The organism is Yoonia ponticola (genome assembly GCF_014199395.1).
GTDB classification, from domain to species: domain Bacteria; phylum Pseudomonadota; class Alphaproteobacteria; order Rhodobacterales; family Rhodobacteraceae; genus Yoonia; species Yoonia ponticola.
Genome location: NZ_JACIJM010000002.1, coordinates 421735 through 442899, shown reverse-complemented (window position 1 = coordinate 442899; position 21165 = coordinate 421735). Strand labels below are relative to the sequence as shown.

At 54.9% G+C, this 21165-nt stretch carries 17 protein-coding genes; 8 read left to right on the top strand and 9 right to left on the bottom strand.

The features are described 5' to 3' along the window. Positions 1-130 precede the first annotated feature (130 nt). Both FHS72_RS04885 and FHS72_RS04880 read left to right on the top strand, forming a co-directional pair. Positions 131-952 carry an ABC transporter permease gene (locus tag FHS72_RS04885; protein WP_183526395.1) on the top strand — a complete coding sequence of 274 codons (822 nt, stop codon included), beginning with the start codon at positions 131-133 and terminating at the stop codon, positions 950-952. Beyond that, positions 949-1551 (top strand): hypothetical protein, encoded by a 603-nt coding sequence (locus FHS72_RS04880; protein ID WP_183526393.1) that lies wholly within the window; start codon positions 949-951, stop codon positions 1549-1551. The genes FHS72_RS04885 and FHS72_RS04880 overlap by 4 nt, the downstream gene beginning before the upstream one ends. On the opposite strand, the gene bluB is transcribed toward FHS72_RS04880, so the two are convergent. Continuing rightward, a complete protein-coding gene (bluB, locus tag FHS72_RS04875; RefSeq protein ID WP_183526390.1) occupies positions 1548-2171 on the bottom strand; it encodes a 5,6-dimethylbenzimidazole synthase in 624 nt (207 codons plus the stop codon). The two genes, FHS72_RS04880 and bluB, sit on opposite strands and share 4 nt — an antisense overlap. Before the next feature lie 351 nt (positions 2172-2522). Here bluB and dnaK point away from each other — a divergent pair, with 351 nt between their 5' ends. From dnaK to radC, 3 genes are all read left to right on the top strand, one after another. Further along, positions 2523-4433 (top strand): molecular chaperone DnaK, encoded by a 1911-nt coding sequence (dnaK, locus tag FHS72_RS04870; protein ID WP_183526387.1) that lies wholly within the window; start codon positions 2523-2525, stop codon positions 4431-4433. A gap of 75 nt (positions 4434-4508) precedes the next feature. After that, positions 4509-5654 carry a molecular chaperone DnaJ gene (dnaJ, locus tag FHS72_RS04865; RefSeq protein ID WP_183526384.1) on the top strand — a complete coding sequence of 382 codons (1146 nt, stop codon included), beginning with the start codon at positions 4509-4511 and terminating at the stop codon, positions 5652-5654. A gap of 61 nt (positions 5655-5715) precedes the next feature. Continuing rightward, positions 5716-6462: a RadC family protein gene (gene radC / locus FHS72_RS04860; protein ID WP_183526381.1), complete on the top strand. Its 747-nt coding sequence runs from the start codon at positions 5716-5718 to the stop codon at positions 6460-6462. Here radC and FHS72_RS04855 read toward each other — a convergent pair. The 3 genes from FHS72_RS04855 to secA form a co-directional block, all read right to left on the bottom strand. Then, entirely contained in the window at positions 6447-8021 is a 1575-nt protein-coding gene (locus tag FHS72_RS04855) for a phosphate ABC transporter substrate-binding/OmpA family protein (RefSeq protein WP_246414478.1), read from the bottom strand. The two genes, radC and FHS72_RS04855, sit on opposite strands and share 16 nt — an antisense overlap. Positions 8022-8032: 11 nt before the next feature. Further along, positions 8033-8986, bottom strand: a complete 954-nt coding sequence (locus FHS72_RS04850; protein WP_183526376.1) for a hypothetical protein — start codon at positions 8984-8986, stop codon at positions 8033-8035. Positions 8987-9083: 97 nt separating this feature from the next. Continuing rightward, positions 9084-11792, bottom strand: a complete 2709-nt coding sequence (secA, locus tag FHS72_RS04845) for a preprotein translocase subunit SecA (protein ID WP_183526373.1) — start codon at positions 11790-11792, stop codon at positions 9084-9086. Between the two features lie 183 nt (positions 11793-11975). On the opposite strand from secA, the gene FHS72_RS04840 reads away from it, so the two are divergent. The 3 genes from FHS72_RS04840 to mutT are packed head-to-tail and all read left to right on the top strand — an operon-like array spanning position 11976 to position 14434. Beyond that, positions 11976-12824, top strand: a complete 849-nt coding sequence (locus FHS72_RS04840; protein WP_183526369.1) for a peptidylprolyl isomerase — start codon at positions 11976-11978, stop codon at positions 12822-12824. Beyond that, positions 12825-14039: a bifunctional glutamate N-acetyltransferase/amino-acid acetyltransferase ArgJ gene (argJ, locus tag FHS72_RS04835; RefSeq protein ID WP_183526365.1), complete on the top strand. Its 1215-nt coding sequence runs from the start codon at positions 12825-12827 to the stop codon at positions 14037-14039. Then, positions 14036-14434, top strand: coding sequence for an 8-oxo-dGTP diphosphatase MutT (mutT, locus tag FHS72_RS04830; RefSeq protein WP_183526361.1), 399 nt, complete (start codon positions 14036-14038; stop codon positions 14432-14434). Before argJ ends, mutT begins: the two co-directional genes overlap by 4 nt. A gap of 144 nt (positions 14435-14578) precedes the next feature. Here the strand turns inward: mutT and FHS72_RS04825 are convergent, their stop codons facing one another. The 5 genes from FHS72_RS04825 to rimP form a co-directional block, all read right to left on the bottom strand. Further along, positions 14579-15544 carry a YHYH protein gene (locus FHS72_RS04825; RefSeq protein WP_183526358.1) on the bottom strand — a complete coding sequence of 322 codons (966 nt, stop codon included), beginning with the start codon at positions 15542-15544 and terminating at the stop codon, positions 14579-14581. 130 nt (positions 15545-15674) lie between these two features. Further along, positions 15675-18176, bottom strand: a complete 2502-nt coding sequence (gene infB / locus FHS72_RS04820) for a translation initiation factor IF-2 (protein WP_183526355.1) — start codon at positions 18174-18176, stop codon at positions 15675-15677. After that, complete coding sequence (locus FHS72_RS04815) at positions 18166-18822, bottom strand: RNA-binding protein (RefSeq protein ID WP_183526352.1); 657 nt, start codon at positions 18820-18822, stop codon at positions 18166-18168. Before FHS72_RS04815 ends, infB begins: the two co-directional genes overlap by 11 nt. A gap of 20 nt (positions 18823-18842) precedes the next feature. After that, positions 18843-20450: a transcription termination factor NusA gene (nusA, locus tag FHS72_RS04810; RefSeq protein ID WP_183526349.1), complete on the bottom strand. Its 1608-nt coding sequence runs from the start codon at positions 20448-20450 to the stop codon at positions 18843-18845. Then, the gene (rimP, locus tag FHS72_RS04805; protein WP_183526346.1) at positions 20450-21094 is read right to left on the bottom strand and encodes a ribosome maturation factor RimP; all 645 of its coding nucleotides are present in this window, start codon (positions 21092-21094) and stop codon (positions 20450-20452) included. The genes nusA and rimP overlap by 1 nt, the downstream gene beginning before the upstream one ends. Between the last annotated feature and the right edge of the window lie 71 nt (positions 21095-21165).

Below are 21165 nucleotides of genomic sequence, written 5' to 3'. Positions count from 1 at the left end.
CAATCACTGGGAACGTTGAAAATTAAAGTTTCCAGCTTTATGATCGTACACTAACGAGACTTCAAGAATTTCGTGTTAGACCTTTCTCTACAACGCGCCAAACACACCCAAACGAGCAGGATTTCGCCTCATGTTCCAAGTAGAGACCCGACAAACGCGGTCCCGCACAGTTCTAGGCATGTTAGAGTTGATCTATCATGCCACCGTGCGCGAAGTTCGCAAAGATCACCGTAACGCCTTTATCGGCCTGCTGATGAACATGCTGCAAACGGTCATCTTTGTGCTGACCTTCTTTTTGCTCTTTCTGTTTCTCGGCATGCGGGGCAGCGCGATCCGTGGCGATTTTCTACTCTATATTATGTCCGGCATTTTCCTGTTCCTCACGCATACAAAGGCGATGGGCGCTGTCGTCGGGTCCGAAGGCCCCGCGTCGCCGATGATGCAGCACGCCCCGATGAACACCGCGATCAGTATCTCGGCGGCGGCGCTGTCCTCGCTATACTTGCAGACGCTTTCACTGGTGACGGTGCTTTTCATCTACCACGTGGCAGTGACGCCCGTGGTGATCGACAACATGGTTGGCGCTTATGGGATGGTCCTGATTGCATGGATTTCCGGCGTTGGCGTTGGCATGATTTTCCTCGCGATCAAGCCTTGGGCACCCGGTTTTGCGACCATCGGATCAAACATCTATTCGCGGGCGAACATGATCGCGTCGGGCAAGATGTTTGTGGCGAACTCTTTGCCATCGTCCATGCTGGTCCTGTTCGATTGGAACCCGCTATTTCATGCGATTGATCAGGCGCGTGGCTTTATCTTTTTGCATTACAATCCGCACTTTAGCTCGTGGACCTATCCGTTGTACGTCAGTGCAGGCCTGATCATGATCGGGCTGATGGCTGAATTTTACACCCGTAAAAACGCATCAGTCAGCTGGAGTGCGGGACGGTGATCAAAGCACTCGCATTCCTTCTCCTTTGCGCCTCGCCTGTGGTCGCTGACACGCTGCCTGCGCATTTCGTGACCCGCGGTGTTGCCGCTGACGATACGCTCAACATCCGCGCAAAGCCGGATGCCTCTGCTGAAATCATCGGGGAATACGGGCCGCACACGCTGAACATCGAGGTGATCACCACTAGTTCTGACGGCGCATGGGGTTTTGTCGGTATGGGCGAACGCAACGGCTGGGTCGCGATGCGATACCTCGAACGCTCTGACCACCAAGATGAAAATGCGTTTCCCCGTCCAATGACTTGCTTAGGGACCGAACCATTTTGGACGCTCAACGTGACAACGCGCGGGGACGAATACCACGAGCTTGGGTTTGAACGTCGAGATCTGGAAATGACCCAAGGCATGGGCGCGCTGAACGGCGCGATGGCCGTATTCCAAGAGGGGCCCACCTTAAACCGGACACTGATTGTCCAAAAAGGCTACTGCGGCGACGGCATGTCGGACCGTGAATTCGGCTGGAAAGCGACCCTATTTACCGAAGCCCCAGACGGAAATTACGTCCAATCCGGTTGCTGCACGATGGACGCAAACCACTAACGAATCTGCCAATCCTGCGCGGTGTCTTCTTGCCACCCAGTTTCGTGCAAAAGCGGCGTATCGGAATCTGATGCGGTATGTCCCAGACACAAATAGCCAGTGAATAGCCAATTTTCTGGCGTCTCTAACGTGGCGGCGACGGCGGTTGGATCAAGAATCGATACCCAGCCAAGCCCGATATTTTCCGCACGCGCGGCCAACCACAGCGTATAAATCGCCATCACGGTGGAATACGACAGCGTCTCAGGCATCGATTGCCGCCCTAGCCCGCGCCCCTCGTCAACACTTAGATCAGTGAACACCGCCAGATGCACAGGCGCTTCGTGCAAGCCAGCCAGCTTGAGCGCCAAGTAATCTGCCTGTTCATCATCAGCGTAAGCCTGCGCCGCCGCACGGTTACATGCCTCAAAGTTCGCGATAATCTGCGCCCGTAAATCGGGATTTTCGACCTGAATAACCCGCCATGGCCGCGCGTTCCCGACAGATGGGGCAAAAGTCATACTCTTTTGCAGCCGCGCCAAGACGTCAGGATCAATAGGATCACGTCGAAAATGCCGGACATCGCGCCGCCATTTCAGCACATCAGCTAGCATCGCCCTGTGGTTTTCTGTCAGCTGCACGATATTCACCCTCCCGTTGCGCGATGCGGCGTCAAATGCGCATCACACATTCTTTCTCTAACACTTGCGTTACGGCAACTCCACGACAGGCTTACCGCCTCAAAATGCGGGAAAAGCCGCAATTTGACGACGTTTCGTGACCACATCTGCTTAATCCGCCACATCACCCGTAAAACTTGCACTTTGTTCCGGTTTATCCGCCCCCGACTGCTTGCAGCCTCGAAAACCCATCCCTATATACCGTTCGATCACAGCACAGGGCGTGCCCTTGCTGATCTAGTTTAACTCAGGCGCGGGTGCCGTAAGCGGGTTCGCGCTGCTCAAACCGCCTAAACGTAAGGGATTTGAAACATGGCTAAAGTTATTGGTATCGACCTCGGGACCACCAACTCTTGTATTGCGATCATGGACGGCTCTAAGCCCCGCGTGATCGAGAACGCTGAAGGCGCACGGACAACACCGTCCATCGTCGCTTTCACAGATGACGAACGCCTCATTGGCCAACCAGCCAAACGTCAGGCCGTCACAAACCCAGAAAACACAATCTTTGCTGTCAAACGCCTGATCGGTCGTAACGTAAACGACAAGGTCCTGCAAAAAGACAAAAAGAATATGCCGTTCAAAGTTGTCGACGGCGGCAACGGTGCTGCTTGGGTAGAATCAAAAGGCGAGAAGTACTCTCCTTCGCAAATCTCTGCGTTCATCCTCGGTAAGATGAAAGAGACTGCGGAAAGCTACCTTGGCGAAGATGTGACACAGGCGGTTATTACCGTTCCTGCGTACTTTAACGACGCCCAGCGTCAGGCCACCAAAGACGCCGGCAAAATCGCTGGCCTCGAAGTGCTGCGCATCATCAACGAGCCAACAGCGGCTGCGCTGGCTTACGGCCTCGACAAAGAAACAACTCAGACAATCGCGGTCTATGACCTTGGCGGCGGTACATTCGACGTCACGATCCTTGAAATCGACGACGGCCTGTTCGAAGTGAAATCCACCAACGGCGACACGTTCCTCGGCGGTGAAGACTTTGACATGCGCATCGTTGACTACCTCGCAGGCGAGTTCAAGAAAGAGCACTCTGTCGATCTGACCCAAGACAAGATGGCATTGCAGCGTCTGAAAGAAGCAGCTGAAAAAGCGAAGATCGAACTGTCGTCTTCCAGCCAGACTGAAATCAACCAGCCGTTTATCTCTATGGGTTCTAACGGTCAGCCGTTGCACATGGTGATGAAACTGACACGTGCGAAACTGGAAAGCCTCGTTGCTGACCTGATCAAAGCGTCCATCAAGCCATGCCAAGCTGCGTTGAAAGACGCTGGCCTGTCCACATCCGACATCGACGAAGTCGTGTTGGTTGGCGGTATGACACGTATGCCACGCGTCAAAGAAGAAGTGACTAAATTCTTCGGCAAAGAACCACACCAGGGCGTGAACCCTGATGAGGTTGTTGCGATGGGTGCGGCCATTCAGGCTGGTGTTCTTCAGGGTGACGTTAAAGACGTTGTTCTGCTCGACGTAACACCGCTGTCCTTGGGTATTGAAACGCTTGGTGGTGTGTTCACACGTCTGATCGACCGGAACACAACGATCCCGACCAAGAAATCTCAGGTCTTCTCAACTGCCGAAGACAACCAGAACGCTGTAACTTTGCGTGTGTTCCAAGGTGAGCGCGAAATGGCTGCGGACAACAAAATCCTTGGTCAGTTCAACCTCGAAGATATCCCGCCAGCACCACGCGGCATGCCACAGATTGAGGTTACGTTCGACATCGACGCCAACGGCATCGTGTCTGTTGGGGCCAAAGACAAAGGCACCGGCAAAGAACAGAACATCACGATCCAAGCATCCGGTGGTCTGTCTGACGACGATATCGAGCAAATGGTACGCGACGCCGAAGAGAACGCTGATGCTGATAAAGCACGCCGCGAACTCGTTGACGCCAAGAACCAAGCGGAAAGCCTGATCCACTCGACTGAAAAGTCCATGGAAGAGCACAAAGAGAAAGTCGATCCAACAACCATCGAAGCCATCGAATTGGCTATCGCTGCGTTGAAAGACGATCTCGAAGGCGACAACCCGGACAAGATCAAAGCCGGTATTCAGAACGTCACAGAATCAGCGATGAAACTGGGCGAAGCCATCTACAAAGCATCCCAAGATGCTGAAGAAGGCGTTGAAGAACCAAAAGGTGCGGATGAAGGCGGCGACGACGACATTCTCGACGCTGACTTCGAAGATCTGGACGGCGACAAGCGTGACTAAGCCCACGGGCTAAACGACTGGACCGGTCCGTTTACAGCGGGCCGGTCTTTTCCGTTCCCAAAGGGGGAAGATACCATGGCAAAAAGAGATTATTACGAGACACTCGGCGTCGCCAAAGGCGCGTCTGAGGCTGAGATCAAGAAGGGCTATCGCACCAAGGCGAAAGAACTTCACCCTGATCGCAACACTGACAATCCAAACGCCGAGGCGCAGTTCAAAGAAGCGAACGAAGCCTACGACGTACTGAAAAACCCCGAGAAAAAAGCCGCTTATGACCGGTACGGCCACGCAGCCTTTGAAGGCGGTATGGGCGGCGGCGGTCAACGCGGCGGCGGCGGTCAAGGTGACTTTGCCTCTGCCTTCTCTGATGTGTTTGACGACCTATTTGGCGACATGATGGGCGGCCGTGGTGGCGGTGGCGGACGGGCACGTGCCCAACGCGGCAACGACCTGCGGTACAATCTGCGCATCAACCTAGAAGACGCCTTTGCGGGCATGCAGAAAACCGTGAACGTGCCGACTGCTGTTAGCTGTGATGGCTGTAACGGCACTGGTGCCGAAGGTGGGTCCGAACCCGTGACCTGTCCGACATGTGCCGGCATGGGTAAGGTCCGCGCGCAGCAAGGTTTCTTCACTGTTGAACGCACTTGCCCGACCTGTTCTGGCATGGGCCAAACGATCAAAAACCCATGTGACAAATGCCACGGCCAAGGACGCGTCGAGAAAGAGAAATCTTTGTCGGTCAACATCCCGGCTGGCGTTGAAACTGGCACCCGTATTCGTCTCGCTGGTGAAGGCGAAGCTGGGATGCGCGGCGGTCCAACTGGCGACCTGTATATCTTCATCGAGGTGAACGATCACAAGCTGTTTGAACGCGAAAACACCAACCTGTTCTGTCGCGTGCCTGTCTCAATCACGTCTGCCGCTCTTGGTGGCGAGATCGAAGTACCGACAATCGACGGTGGCCGCTCTCGCGTGAAGATCCCTGAAGGGTCGCAATCTGGGCGTCAAATGCGCCTGCGTGGCAAAGGTATGCCCGCACTGCGTGGCGGTGGCCAAGGCGACATGTTCATCGAACTTGCCGTGGAAACCCCCGTGAACCTGACGTCTCGCCAAAAAGAAATCCTCAAGGAATTCGACGAGATCGCAGCAGAGAACAACCCCGAAGGGTCATCGTTCTTTAAGTCTGTGAAATCATTCTGGGACGGGATGAAGGGTTAAAACCCAATTCTGGTGAGCGACGTTAACCCGCCGTTCACCAGAATCACCACAAGCTTCGGCAATGTCACACTTTGCCGAAGCCCGCTCTTTTTTCGACGACGATGTTCAGGCCATTGCGCCTGTCATTGATCGTGCAACCCCACACATCAGCGTCCACCGCAAACACCTACGGGACCGTTTTGCGATGGGTGGCGGCCCCGCAATGTTGGATTGCGAGCTTCTTGAATTGATCCTAGTCCGCGCCATTCCCCGCCACGACGTTCGGGCGATTTGCATCGATTTGCTTGAACAATTCGGCGATTTTAACAGGGTCGTGTCCGCACCATTGCATCGCCTACTCAAGGTCAGCGGCGTCACCGAGGCAGCCGCCTTAGAGATCAAGATGATCGAAGCCGCCGCGCATCGCCTGTCACGCGCGAAAATCCTGCAACGCCCTATCGTGTCGAGTTGGGACGCGTTGATCGACTATTGTCACACCATCATGGCGCATCGCGACACTGAACAGCTTCGTGTGCTGTATCTTGATACGAAAAACACATTGATCGCGGATGAGACACAGGCCAACGGAACAATCGATCACGTCCCCGTCTACCCCCGCGAGGTCGTGAAGCGGGCGCTGGACCTGAACGCCGCCGCAATTATTCTGGTTCACAACCATCCGTCCGGCGATCCAACACCCAGCCAATCCGACATCACCATGACGCAGCAGATTGCGGACGCGGTGAAACCTTTGCGGATCACCCTGCACGACCACCTTATCATTGGACAATCTCGCGAGTTCTCTTTCAGGGCTCAAGGATTACTTTGATTGATCCATAGCTCGACACGGCGATTCATTTGCCGCCCCCATTCGGTGTCGTCGCAGCCCATTGGCAGCGCTTCACCAAAGGCTTCGGTCTCGACGGTGACATCATCAGGCAAGCTACCCAATGCCGCGGTCAATGCGCGCTTCACCGCTTCAGCACGCGCACTCGACAATTCACGGTTTGGCTGCGGCGCACCGCGCCCATCGCTAAAGCCAACCAACATCAGGCTTTGCCCATCATAGCGCCCGTCCCTGATCGCTTGCCCCAGCGCCATCAAATTTGATCGAGACTGCGCGTCTAGCCGCGTTGATCCGACCTCAAACCTGAAACTCGTCGACAACCGCGTGCGTGGCATCAACACGCGCACCATCCGTTGTAATTCAACCAGCGGAATGTCTTCGCCCGCATTGGCAATCGCATTTGCGAAACGCTGCCCTTGGGCATCAAGCGAGATCGGCACGGCACCTTGATCAACAAAACCGGAACGCCTGACCACCAGTTGCGCCTCTGGCCCACGCAGCCACGCCAAAAAGTCGCGCACAATTTGCGGCTGAATACGATCTGGAATGTAAAGAAACAGAGGCTCTGTCAGCGGATAATCTTCGGTTTTTAACGTCGTCGTAACGGGGATCGACGTGAACCCACAGGCATCGCGCAAGGCTAATGGCTGTGTATTCCCCGTCTTACTGAACGGCAAAACTGCAATACTGCCGGGCACTTCAGACACCGCGCTGCGCAACGCCTCGAAGTCAGTATGGCGTATGACGTCTTGCGCCAGTGTCCCGCGCCCCAGACTGATTACCCGATCCTCAAAGAACTGCATTTGCCCGTTCCCGTCGGGACCGAGGTGCCGCTGCACAGGTAAATCGGGACCGCCGATATCCGCCCAGTTATCGACCAATCCGCGAAACACGCGGGCGACGTCTTGCAGGGCAATCGCGTCTAACTCCAACGCTGGATGCACCACAGGCACAAGCGCATCCAAGCCGATGATCCGACTTTGCCGTGGCGCGGTCAAATCACCTAGCCCCGCGTCCATTGCCAACTGCGCTTCATCCGCATGAATTTCGCGCACGGCCAGCGCCATGTCCGCTTCAAACGCCACAAGATCGGCGAAGCCTTCGTCGGTGGTGGTAATCCGGAATGCAAACGTGGCCTGCGTGACCTCGGCGTCATCCAGTAATGCGACTTCAAAATGTATCGGATCAATTTGGGTCAGGACCGACTGCCAGCCATAGGACCGGCCGAACGCTTCAACCAAGGCCGGCATCGCGACCTCGACCATCCGTGCTGCGCCGGACATCCGTACAATCGGAACGAAGTTTTCAGGATCAGGGCAATCCGCGCCCTCGCAGTCAACAGCGCCGTAATGCAGCGTCAAAGGCCCGTAATCAGTATGCAACTGCAAAAACGCGCCATCATACCCGACCACATCACCCGTCAACGCCAAGCCGCCACTCTTGGATGTGACCGTAACAGGATCAGCCGCAGCGCCAGACGCACACAGCAAAACTGCGGCAATACATACCGCAGTTTTCAGTTTTTTCGTAAATGGGGCCAAACAATCTCGAGTCATCTCGCAGCGAGTGTCTGTTCCCCCAGTACCTTTTTCAACTCAAGAGTTGCGCCAACCTGTTCACAACTCGGAAGTGTGATGCGGATGTCCTTAAACGCAAGGTCAACAACGCCCGGAAAGATCGAAAAGCTTTCGGCGACAAGCGCCTGACCGCAGTTCAGATCGGTGACTTGGGCAATCACGTCAATGTCGGCCAATCCAGTTGCCATGTCGGTGTCCGCCGGAAACGTATAGATTTGTGCGAACCGGGGGATTGCACCGACGTTTTCGCCAAGCAACACAATGTTCGCGTCGTCGGCTTGCAGGTACGATCCCTCGTGGCCTTCCCACTGAAACACCACGCGGTTGTACAGCGATGCATCCGGTGCGTAGGTCGACGTTGCAAAGCTTTTGCCGTCGCTGAATGTGATAAAGAAGGTCGCATCTTCGGACAGCGCGGGCACCGTTAGTTTCGCAGTACCTTCGGCATCCGTCTGTGCAGAAAACGAAAGCCCGTTATGGCTGACCGTGAACGGCATGTCCGCACGGCATTCCGATGCAACCGTCATTGCCACCGAACCCGTTGCATTGGGTGCGGTTACGGCGCTAATTCCGCAATCGCGTCTCGGGCTGGCGTTCGATTGAGTTTGTGCAAACAAGCTTTGGCTGTCCACGGGTTCGACGTCTTCGATCAACGCGATCAGCTTCACACTATCGGGATCAACCGCCAAATTCGATGTCGATGTCATATAAACAGATGCAGGGTTTTCCGCCTTTGGCGACATGCTATCCAACGCAGTCAGCGGCGAATAATCGACCAACAAAACCGGCTTGCGAAGCTCAATGTGGGCATCAGGTTGGTAGCGCGCTGCATCCGCATCGTCGTATTGCATGACAAAGCCGATACCCAACGCCATCGCAAATGTACCTGCAATGGTTGTTACTTTTTTCACTCTCGTTAGTCGCGACATTAGATAGCTCCCGATTCCACTTGGAAACAATAGCACCTGAGTCGTGACCCCAACGCGGCCGCGCTGGGGTTTTACGGTGACGGGAATATGGCTGAAATTAGCCGAGTTTGCCGTGGCAATGTTTGAACTTTAGCCCAGAACCACACGGGCATAGGTCATTCCTACTTGGCGTGCCCCATGTTGATGGATCATCTTCGACGAAACCTTCACGCGCTGTGCCAGCCGTTGTTGCGCTAGCGGAAACAGCGGTCGCGCCTGCAGCTGCAGCAGCGGCTGCCGCTTGTTGTTCACGCACCTGCGCAACCATACGTTCCTGTTCTTCCGCAGACATTGGACGGATCGCGCCCAGTTTTTGCGTCACATCAGTCCGCAAGCCATCCAAAAGGCGCTCAAACAGTTGGAACCCTTCGGTTTTGTATTCATTCAACGGATCACGTTGCGCGTACCCACGGAAGCCAACGACAGAGCGCAGGTGTTCCAACGTCAACAAATGCTCGCGCCATTTCGCATCAATGGTCTGCAACAACAGTTGCTTTTCGATGTTGCGCAATGTCTCTGGGCCAAAGGCTTCTTCTTTTTCGGCCATGTATTTGTCTGACTCGGCCTCTAGCCGTTCACGCATCACATCAGCATCAACGCCTTCTTCAGACGCCCACTTCATCACAGGCGCATCCATGCCAAGATCGCGGATCACAGCGGCATATAACCCTTCGGTGTCCCATTGATCGGCGTAAGATTTTGGCGGCATGAATTCGTCAACCAAATCTTCGATCACTTGCAGACGCATATCGCGAGCAACTTCGGACAGATCGCTGTCTTCCATGATGTCGCGACGCTGACCAAAGATCACTTTGCGCTGCTCGTTCATCACGTCGTCGAATTTCAACAACTGCTTGCGCATGTCAAAGTTACGACCTTCGACTTTCGCCTGCGCACGTTCTAGCGATTTGTTCACCCATGGGTGAATGATCGCTTCGCCTTCTTTCATGCCAAGCGTAGACAACACTTTGTCCAGACGCTCGGACCCGAAAATCCGCATCAGATCATCTTCGAGCGACAGCAAGAACAACGACCGGCCCGGATCCCCCTGACGGCCAGACCGACCGCGCAACTGGTTATCAATCCGACGGCTTTCGTGGCGTTCAGTGGCCAGAACGAACAGACCGCCCGCCTCTTTTACCTTTGCCTCTGCGTCCGCGTGCTCTGCTTCAATCCGCGCACGGACCTCGTCGGGATGCGCGTCTGGGTCGGCGGCCAAAGCCTGCACGATCTGCATCTCAATGTTACCGCCAAGCTTAATATCAGTACCGCGACCCGCCATGTTGGTGGCGATTGTCACTGCACCCAACTTGCCCGCGTCACCGATGATCTGCGCTTCTTGCTCGTGCAAACGCGCGTTCAGCACGTTGTGCGCAATGCCTGCGTCAGTCAGCATCTGGCTGATCAGTTCGGATTTCTCAATCGACGTTGTACCAACCAGCATCGGCTGGCCTTTTTCGTGGGCTTCCTTGATCGTATCAACAACGCCCTGATATTTCTCACGGGCAGTGCGGTAGACCTGATCGTTTTCGTCGATCCGCGCGATCGGACGGTTCGTCGGAACCTCGACCACACCAAGCCCGTAAATCTCGTTGAATTCGTCAGCTTCGGTCAACGCGGTGCCAGTCATTCCAGCAAGCTTGTTGTACAAACGGAAGTAGTTCTGGAACGTAACCGACGCCAGCGTGACGTTTTCCGGCTTTGGCTTCACGCCTTCTTTCGCTTCAATCGCTTGGTGCAGACCATTGGACAGACGGCGCCCGTCCATCATCCGGCCCGTAAATTCGTCAATCAGGACCACTTCACCGTCACGAACGATGTAGTCTTTGTCTTTTTGGAACATCTTGTGCGCCAGCAAACCTTGGCTGACGTGGTGCACCAGCGTAGCGCTTTCTGGATCGTAAAGCGTCTGACCTTCGGGCAGTTGACCCATTTCGGACAGGCGTTTCTCGATGAAATCGTTGCCGTCGTCGGTGAACGTCGCCTGACGCGACTTTTCATCTAGGGTAAAGTGATCGTCTTGTACTTCGGGGATCAAACGATCAATCGCGATGTACATTTCAGACCGATCTTGCGCAGGGCCGGAGATGATCAGCGGTGTCCGTGCTTCGTCGATCAAAATCGAATCGACCTCATCCACAATCGCAAAGTTGTGATCGCGCTGGGACATCTGGGACAATTCAGACTTCATGTTGTCGCGCAGATAATCGAACCCAAGCTCGTTGTTCGTCGCAAAAGTCACGTCAGACGCATAAGCCGCGATCTTTTCGGCTTCTGGCTGCTGCGGGTAAATCACACCAACAGTCAAACCGAGGAAGTTATAAACGTTCGCCATCCATTCGGCGTCACGCTTGGCAAGGTAATCGTTGACGGTAACGATATGAACGCCTTTGCCCGTCAACGCATTCAGATAGGCGGCGAACGTCGCTGTCAGGGTTTTACCCTCACCAGTTTTCTGCTCTGAAATATTGCCCTGATGCAGGAATATCCCGCCCATCAACTGTGTATCAAACGCCCGCAAGCCAAGAGCACGACGCGCGCCCTCGCGACAGTTGGCAAACGCTTCTGGTAGCAACGCATCCAGACTTTCGCCGCCCATCGCGCGACCAGCAAGTTCTTCTGTCTTCGCTTTGATCTGCTCGTCAGTCAGTTTTTCAAACTCTGGCTCTAGCGCGTTGATCTTTGCGACCAACGGACGAACCGCTTTGACTTTGCGATCATTAGCGGTGCCAAAAACTTTTTTGGCAACATTTCCTAAACCAAGCATGTGTTCTCCGGTGGCGCAGACACGCCGTTCTAACATCGAATTGAGAGGAGGTCGCTTGTAGCCCCTGAACAGGCCACCTACAAAGGGCCAAGACCAGCCCCCTCAGGGTCTCTCAATGATCTAAGGTCGGGGTTGAACAGTGTCAACGTCACGCACCTGCGTGATGCATTAAGGGATCGTTTTATGATGAAACATGCAACATTTTTGGGGTCGGCGGCGCTGATCGCAGTACTCGCAGCACCAGTTGCAGCGCAAGACACCACAGCCGCGACCGTTATCGCAACAGTTGGTGAGACCGAAATCACACTCGGCGAGATGATTATCGCACGCGCTCAACTGCCTCAGCAGTATCAGGCATTGGCTGCCGACGTGCTGTTTGATGGCGTTTTAGAGCAACTGATCCAACAACAGCTTTTGTCTGATGCCGTCACAGAAACACCTGACCGCGTCGAATACGCCCTGCGCAACGAACGCCGCTCTTTGCTGGCTGGCGAAGCAATCGACATGCTTTCCGTCGAAGCAATGACCGACGAAGCGCTGCAAACCGCCTACGACAGCAAATATGAGACAGGCGAATCAGAAACCGAATACAACGCAGCACACCTGCTTGTTGAAACGCTGGAAGAAGCCGAGGCTGCCAAAGCGCGTATCGATGAAGGCGAAGAATTCGCAGACGTCGCGAAAGAAGTGTCCACCGGACCTAGCGCGCCAAACGGCGGCAACCTTGGCTGGTTCGGCGCAGGCCAGATGGTCACACCGTTTGAAGATGCCGTCATGAACATGGAAGTCGGCGCTGTTTCCGACCCTGTCGAAACGCAATTCGGTTTTCACGTGATCAAACTGCTCGAAAGTCGCGTCAAAGAAGCACCAGAGCTTGAAGAAGTCCGTTCAGAACTGATGGCCGAAGTGCAGGAAGCCGCGATTCAAGCCCGCTTGGCCGAATTGACCGAAGCTGCTGACATCGTGCTGCCAGAAGACGGCGCATTTGATCCTGAACTTCTCGGCGATCTGTCCTTGCTGGAGCCGAAATAAATGCCACTTTCCCCGCTGGCCCCTGCGGCCTTTCCCGACCTTCCCGTCATCGACGGCGTGACATTCGCAACTGCGGAAGCGGGGGTGAAATACGCCAATAGGGCCGACGTCATGTTGGCCCTATTGACCCCCGGCAGCACCATCGCCGGGGTCTTCACGCGCTCTGCAACGCGGTCCGCCAACGTGCTGGACTGCCAGGAAAAACTAGGTGGCGACCAGTCCGGCCCCGCCGCGATTTTCGTGAACTCGGGTAACTCCAACGCATTCACGGGCAAGCATGGCACAGGTTCGGTCAACGCGATTGCATCCGCGATCCAAGACACAACAGGCGTCGCCGCAAATCGCGTCTTCACGTCCTCGACAGGCGTGATCGGCGAGCCATTACCGCACGACAAAATCATCGCGAAAATCGGCGAACTCCACACAGCGCAAACGACCGCAGGCCTGTCCGACGCGGCCCGTGCGATCATGACCACCGATACCTTTGCCAAAGGATCGACGCGCCAGATCACCGTGGACGGCAAGACAGTCAACATCGCAGGCATCGCCAAAGGATCAGGCATGATCGCGCCGGATATGGCGACGATGCTGGTCTACATCTTTACCGACGCTGTGATTGGCTTTGAGGCACTGCAATGGGTCCTGACGGATAACACCAACAAAACATTCAACAACATCACCGTCGATAGTGACACATCGACCTCTGATACGCTGCTTGTCGGGGCAACTGGCGCATCTGGTGTTGACGTCACGGGCAACGACGATTTCGCCGAGGCGCTTCACGCGGTCATGCTTGATCTCGCCCACCAAGTTGTGCGCGACGGTGAAGGTGCGACCAAATTCATCACCATCGACGTCACCGGCGCAGATAGCGACGACGACGCGCGCAAAGTCGCAATGGCCACGGCCAACTCTCCACTCGTCAAAACCGCTATCGCTGGCGAAGATGCGAACTGGGGACGGGTCGTCATGGCCGTCGGGAAATCCGGCGCCAAAGCAGATCGCGACGCGCTGTCGATCAGTTTCGGCGATATCAAAGTAGCCGACAACGGCTGGCGCGCGCCTGATTATTCAGAAGATGCGGCAGCGGCCTACATGAAGGGCGATGAAATCACGATCAGCGTTGATCTTGGCATCGGTTCCGGCAGTAGCACCGTTTGGACCTGCGATCTGACCCACGAATATATCCGTATCAACGCGGATTATCGCTCGTGAAAACGCTTCTGGTTTCCGCAGTCGCGCTCATCGACACCGATGGGCGCGTCCTGCTTGCACAACGACCCGAAGGCAAATCGCTCGCGGGCTTGTGGGAATTCCCAGGCGGCAAAGTCGAGACTGGCGAAACGCCCGAAGTCGCCCTGATCCGCGAACTGCAAGAAGAACTCGGCATCGACACATGGGAAAGCTGCCTCGCGCCGCTAACCTTTGCATCACACAGCTACGACGATTTCCACCTGTTGATGCCACTTTTCGCATGTCGCAAATGGAACGGAACACCGCAAGGCCGCGAAGGGCAATCGCTCAAATGGGTCGCCGCAAGAGACCTGCGCGACTATCCAATGCCGCCCGCAGATATCCCGCTCATCCCGATCCTCAGGGACTGGCTTTAATCGCACCACGCCCTCGGCTTCTTTGACTTCTTCTAAATCCCCGCCGGAGGCATCCGACTGTCCCCCCACGCAAACACATCTGCGTGGGGGAAACCGTTCTATTTACCGAACCAAATTCAACGACGTACCATCATCAGTTGTATCTTATGGCTTAGGTGGCGGCCCACCACGATCACCTTGCGCGGACCCAATGCCCTGCGCGGCGGTTGTGCTAAAGTTATCCTGCGCGGACACCCCAACCAGACAGTTCGGCAGGTTCGGGAAAGTTTCGCCAGCGTGGTAATGGTAAACAGCCTCGTCATCTGCGGCCGTCATACCGATATGGCCACCGCACCTATCCAGATCAGCGGGCATCGTGCCGTCCGCTTCTGTGTGTCCAAAGATCGCGAAACCGTCAAACGCATAGGCGAACAATGCGCCGCTATCCTGCGCCACGCTGCATGTGCTCTCAATTCCGGCTTCTTCCAGCGGTGTCGCGATATCGGTGGCGGTCGCGTGCCAGTGATACCAGCCACCTGGGTCAATATGACCACCACAAACGTCCAGCGCGGGCATATGTGACCGCTCTAGAACCGATGGCGCATCGGCAAAGATTGGCACGCCATCAATCCCGATACCCACCTTCGCAACGGTGCCCAGATCAGTTGGTTCATCCGCCATCACAGGGTTAATCGGGATCAGAACAGTCATCTCAGCCGCCTCATCGAGCGACGCATTGATACATTCGTGGTCTTCAACAGGACGTTCGGTGCGAATATCAAACGAATAGACATTCTCGTCACCATCATAAAACGTGTAGCCCTGCCCGTTCAGCATCTCAAAGAACGCGCGGTCCAGTAGATACGTACCGTCACGTTCGCCGTCCCACTCCCAAAGCCCACCCGTTTCATCAAGTGTCGCAGGGCAGAACGGTCCGATTTCCAGATCGTCAGGCAATGATTTCACAGTGTACGACGCACATTGCGCCGCATCACCGTTTTCAAGCGTACAATCGACGATCTCGCTTGGTGCCGTCAGGGCATTTTCGGCGACCGTGTCGTGGTCTGCGTGGGCGAATAACGCCGACGGCAGTAGGCATAACGCAGCGATCGGGGCAAAAACGGGGCGCATCAAATCTTCCTTCATGAGGTGCTTTGCGAGTTAAACGATAGCACAGGTGATTTCCGTCGCACAAAATACGTCAGAAACGAAAAAGGGCGGCCCAACCGGACCGCCCTTTTCAATTCTTTGGATCGCCTGATTACAGGTTCCGTTCGACTTCTTCACGCTCGAAGATCTCGATGACGTCGTTTGCACGAACATCTTCGTAGTTCTCGAATGCCATGCCGCATTCCTGACCGGACTGCACTTCTGGCACTTCGTCTTTAAAGCGTTTCAGTGTTTTCAGCGTACCTTCGTGGATCACGACGTTATCACGCAACAGGCGAACACCCGCAGAGCGACGCGCAACACCTTCGGTCACAAGACACCCGGCAACCTTACCAACATTAGACACCTTAAAGACGTCCTTGATAGTAGCGTAGCCGATAAAGTTCTCGCGGATTTCAGCAGACAAGAGACCAGAGGCCGCCGCTTTCACATCGTCTACGAGATCGTAGATGACGGAATAGTAACGGATTTCCACGCCTTTTTGGTTCGCTGTGTTCCGCGCTGATGCGTTTGCACGGACGTTAAAGCCGAACACAGGCGCACCTGACGCTTCGGCCAAACCGATATCCGTTTCAGTGATCGCACCAACACCCGAATGCAGAACGCGAACGCGAACTTCATCGTTGCCGATTTTTTCCATCGCTTGAACGATTGCTTCAGCGGAACCCTGAACGTCAGCTTTCACCAAGATCGGCAATTCGCTCACGTCTTCGTTCGCTTTGGCGTTCGCCATCAGCTGTTCCAGTGTCGTCGCCGCACCCGCTGCTGCGCGTTTATCTTTCGCAGCATTTGCACGGTATTCCGCGATTTCACGCGCTTGTGCTTCGGTGGATGTCACGTTCAGCACGTCGCCCGCTTCTGGTGTCCCGTTCAGACCTAGCACCTCAACAGGAACGGATGGACCCGCTTCTTCGACGCGCTCGCCGTGATCGTTGATCAGCGCACGGACTTTACCCCATTGTTCGCCCACAACGAAGATATCGCCGCGACGTAGTGTACCGGATTGAACCAGAACCGTAGCAACTGGACCGCGACCAACATCAAGTTGGGCTTCGATCACCGCACCAGTCGCAGCGCGATCTGGGTTGGCTTTCAGTTCCAAGATTTCAGACTGAAGCGCGATAGCTTCAAGCAGCTTATCAAGGCCCTGACCTGTGATCGCAGACACTTCAACGTCCTGCACATCGCCGGACATTTTTTCGACAATCACTTCATGCTGCAACAAGTCTGTCCGCACTTTATCAGGGTTCGCACCTTCACGGTCGATCTTGTTGATCGCAACGATCATTGGGACCTTAGCTGCTTTCGCGTGTGCAATCGCTTCAATCGTTTGTGGCATCACGGCGTCGTCAGCCGCAACAACAAGAACAACAATATCAGTTACTTGCGCACCGCGTGACCGCATCGACGTGAACGCAGCGTGACCTGGTGTATCGAGGAACGACAGCACTTGGCCACCATCAGTTGTCACCTGATAAGCACCGATGTGCTGTGTGATACCGCCAGCTTCGCCAGCCACAACACGTGTCTTACGGATCGCATCCAAGAGCGATGTTTTACCGTGGTCAACGTGGCCCATGATCGTGATGATCGGGGCGCGTGGTTTCAGGTCTTCGGCTTTATCTTCAACCGCTGTAATCACCTGCTCAACGTCAGCATCAGAAACGCGCACAACAGTGTGGCCAAACTCTTCGATGATCAATTCAGCGGTATCCGCGTCAATCGTCTGGGTTTGTGTGGCCATGATACCGTTTGTCATCAACGCTTTCACAACGTCAGCAACACGCTCGGTCATACGAGCCGCCAATTCAGAAACGGTGATCGCTTCTGGCAATGACACCTCGCGGTAAACCTTTTCACGCTCAGCAGACACACCCATCGCTTTTGCGCGGGCACGGTCTTGCTTGCGTTTCATCGCAGCCATTGAACGCTGACGACCACCTTCACCACCGCGCATCGCGGCGTTGACTGTCAGTTTACCTGACCGACGACCATCGTTTTCACTGCGACCCGGCTTGCCGGATTTGTTGTCGCGGTTGTCACGCTCAGGCGTTTTGTTGCGCGGTGCAGCGTTGCGTGCAACGCCACCCGTTGTCGGTGCTTCGTCCGAAGGTGTCGTCGATGTAGCAGGTGTGGCAGCAGCGCGACGTGCGTCGGCTTCTGCTTTTGCCTTCTTAGCGGCTTCATCTTCAGCTTTTTGCTTAGCGCGCTCTTCGCGCTCGCGGTCTTCAGCCTCTTTGGCTTCTTGTTCCGCGCGACGTGCAGCGCGATCGGCGGCACGTTCTTTTTCTTCAGCTTCGCGTTTCGCGGCCTCTTCGGTCTCGCGGGCACGCGCCATCGCAAGTGCTTTCATCCGGCGCTCTAGCTCGACATCAGAAATGCCTGCTGGGCGTTTGGACGGATCACCACCGATGGGCCGGCCTGTTGGGCCAGACGGCACAGGTTTCCCCGCGCCAGGCTTTGGAACCACAACGCGTTTACGCTTTGTTTCCACCACGACGTTCTTCGTCCGCCCGTGGCTAAAACTTTGTTTCACGTTGCTTGGACGAGAACCGCCAAGACCAAGTGTCTTTTTGCCGTCGTTATCGCTCATTTAAATTCGTATCCTTCCCAAAGGCCGCTTTGCCTTTGCCAGTCTTTTGACCATCAATCCCGCGTAAGCCCGAAAGCTTTGTTGCATCCTCTACAACACGATTGCTGAGTCCACCAGTGGAGAGAGCGCAATGTATCACACTTCCTCTGCCAAAGGCCAAACCCAGCTCTTGCGCGGTCAGACAACCAAAATAGCGGGCCCCTTCCGGGGTCCATAGTTTCGTTTTGCCCCGTTCAGACCCGTCAGAGGCCTGCATCAAGACACGGACGTTCTCGCTACCGGCGAGCCACCCTTTTACTTTTTCAAAGCCGCACACGGCGCGACCAGCCTTGCGAGCAAGACCAAGCAAATCAATGACATGCTGAGCAATCAATCGCTCAACATCGTCGATCAAGGTGTCCGATACTGTCACGGCTTGCTTTGCACTACGGGCAAAATGCCCTTTTCGTGCGTCTTCTAGAACAGCCCGGTCAGCGGTCACGTACATACCACGAACCGGCAGTTTACCCAAGACATCTGGATAAACAGCATTATCGGGGCCAACCACAAACCGGATCAATCCGGCTTTTGGTTGCACCTCTCCCGTGACGATGCATTTACGTTCCGCATCATCGTTAGGGTTCTTATGTTGGCCACCGCGCGCCATATTCAAGGTCAGAAGCCAAATTAGGCTTCTGATTCCTCCTCTGTCGCGGCAGCTTCGTCTGCGGCCAACTCGTCGGGATCAACCCAACCCAGCATCACGCGGGCAGTCATGACCATGCTTTGCGCTTCCTCAAGCGACACATCAAATGGCTCAAGTACACCGTCATCTTTGGTGCGCTCGCCTTTGGTGATGGTCCAGCCACCAGCCAATTCCCAGTCAGCACAGGTCGCGAAATCTTCCAGCGTTTTCACGCCATCAGCGCCAAGTGCTTCCAACATCTGTGGTGTCAGACCTTCAAAGTCGATCAAGGACTGCTCGACACCAGCGGCCAGCGCGGCATCCATCGCCTTTTTGTTCTGTGCTTCAAGGTATTCGCGGGCACGTGTTTGCAGTTCGCCTGCCGTACCTTCGTCAACACCTTCGATAACCAACAACTCTTCAGCCTCAACGTAGGCGACTTCTTCGAGGTTCGTGAACCCTTCGGAAACCAGCAGTTGTGCAAAGAATTCGTCGAGATCCAGCGTATCCATGAACAGCTTCGTGCGCAGTTCGAATTCGGCCTGACGACGTTTGGATTCTTCTTCTTCAGTCATGATGTCGATATCAAGACCAGTCAGCTGGGACGCCAAACGCACGTTCTGACCACGACGGCCAATCGCAAGCGACAGCTGCTCATCAGGAACAACAACTTCGATTTTGCCAGCTTCTTCGTCCAAAACAACTTTGGAGACTTCAGCAGGCTGCAATGCGTTCACGAGGAAAGTTGGCATATCTTCATTCCAAGGAATGATGTCGATTTTCTCGCCCTGAAGCTCGTTTACAACAGCCTGAACACGTGAACCGCGCATACCGACACAGGCACCGACCGGATCAATCGAGTTATCATAAGAGATAACAGCGATCTTAGCGCGGGAACCCGGATCACGCGCAACTGCTTTGATCTCGATAACGCCTTCGTAAATCTCTGGAACTTCCATCTTGAACAGCTCAGCCATAAATTCTGGCGCTGTACGTGACAGGAAGATCTGTGGACCGCGCTGCTCGCGACGAACTTCTTTGATGTAGCAACGAATACGCTCGTTCGGGCGATATGCCTCGCGACCGATTTTTTCGTTACGACGCAAGATCGCCTCGCCAGAACCCACGTCGATGATGACGTTGCCATACTCTTCACGCTTAACAAGCGCGTTGATGATGGTGCCGGCCTTGTCTTTGAATTCTTCGTACTGCTTGTCACGCTCAGCTTCGCGGACCTTTTGCAAGATCACCTGCTTGGCGGATTGCGCCGCGATACGGCCCAATTCAACTGGCGGCACTTCTTCGATCAGCTGTTGGCCGACCTCAGGGTTGTCCATGTAGTCCTTGGCGCTCGCAACAGTGAATTCGGACTGGTAGTTTTCGAACTCTTCGTCCGACACAACAGTCCGAACACGTGTGAACGTGGCCTTACCAGTGCGACGGTCGATGGCCACGCGAATGTCCATTTCAGCGCCGTAACGGGATTTCGCAGCACGCGCGAGGGATTCTTCCATCGCTTCGATCACCAACACAGGGTCGATGTTCTTTTCGCGGGCTACGGCCTCTGCGGTTTGCAGCAGCTCAAGCTGGTTGGCTGAGGTAATCGCCATTAGTTACTCTCCTTGTTCGCGCTGTTCTTTGAACTTGGGCGCTTTTTGGACTTGCCGGTCTTAGACGGGGCTTCGTTTTCTTCACTGTCGATGATCGTTTTGACCTCATCGAACTGTGATTCATCAATTTGGCCAGCATCTTTACGGCCACTCAAAACATCGCGGATCAACTCGTCAGTCAAAACCAGCTTGGCGTCAGACAGCCATGCGAATTTCAAACCAATAGTGCCTTCTTCGATGGTGATCAGCACTTCGTCGTCCTGCGTACCAGCCAATTCGCCCTTAAAGCGGCGGCGGCCGTCGATCAGTTCGTCAGTTTCCAGCTTTGCCTCAAAACCCTGCCACTGGTCGAAATCTTTCAACCGCGTCAGCGGGCGGTCAATGCCAGGGCTGGACACTTCAAGGTTATAAACTTCAACAATCGGGTCTTCGACGTCCAAGGTCGCAGAAATCGCAGTGGACACCTGACCGCATTCATCAATTTCGATCTGGCCATCGGGGCGCTGGACCATAATCTGAAGAATCGTCTCTTTGCCAGACATCAGACGCACGCGCACGATCTCGAACCCCATGTCTTCTACGACAGGGGTGATGATGTCCGCGATGCGACGGTCAATCGCTGCTTTTGCAATCAAATCATTCATTTAGCTTCGCCATTCTATCAGGCACAAAAAAACGGGCGCGCGGCCCGTATCAGATTTCCGGTTGGGTCGGG

Coding starts and splice junctions, on each gene's coding strand:
- FHS72_RS04885 (WP_183526395.1), top strand. CDS start 131: ATGTTCCAAGTAGAGACCCGACAAACGCGGTCCCGCACAGTTCTAGGC.
- dnaK (WP_183526387.1), top strand. CDS start 2,523: ATGGCTAAAGTTATTGGTATCGACCTCGGGACCACCAACTCTTGTATT.
- dnaJ (WP_183526384.1), top strand. CDS start 4,509: ATGGCAAAAAGAGATTATTACGAGACACTCGGCGTCGCCAAAGGCGCG.
- radC (WP_183526381.1), top strand. CDS start 5,716: ATGTCACACTTTGCCGAAGCCCGCTCTTTTTTCGACGACGATGTTCAG.
- FHS72_RS04850 (WP_183526376.1), bottom strand. CDS start 8,986: ATGTCGCGACTAACGAGAGTGAAAAAAGTAACAACCATTGCAGGTACA.
- secA (WP_183526373.1), bottom strand. CDS start 11,792: ATGCTTGGTTTAGGAAATGTTGCCAAAAAAGTTTTTGGCACCGCTAAT.
- FHS72_RS04840 (WP_183526369.1), top strand. CDS start 11,976: ATGATGAAACATGCAACATTTTTGGGGTCGGCGGCGCTGATCGCAGTA.
- argJ (WP_183526365.1), top strand. CDS start 12,825: ATGCCACTTTCCCCGCTGGCCCCTGCGGCCTTTCCCGACCTTCCCGTC.
- FHS72_RS04825 (WP_183526358.1), bottom strand. CDS start 15,544: ATGCGCCCCGTTTTTGCCCCGATCGCTGCGTTATGCCTACTGCCGTCG.
- infB (WP_183526355.1), bottom strand. CDS start 18,176: ATGAGCGATAACGACGGCAAAAAGACACTTGGTCTTGGCGGTTCTCGT.
- FHS72_RS04815 (WP_183526352.1), bottom strand. CDS start 18,822: ATGGCGCGCGGTGGCCAACATAAGAACCCTAACGATGATGCGGAACGT.
- nusA (WP_183526349.1), bottom strand. CDS start 20,450: ATGGCGATTACCTCAGCCAACCAGCTTGAGCTGCTGCAAACCGCAGAG.
- rimP (WP_183526346.1), bottom strand. CDS start 21,094: ATGAATGATTTGATTGCAAAAGCAGCGATTGACCGTCGCATCGCGGAC.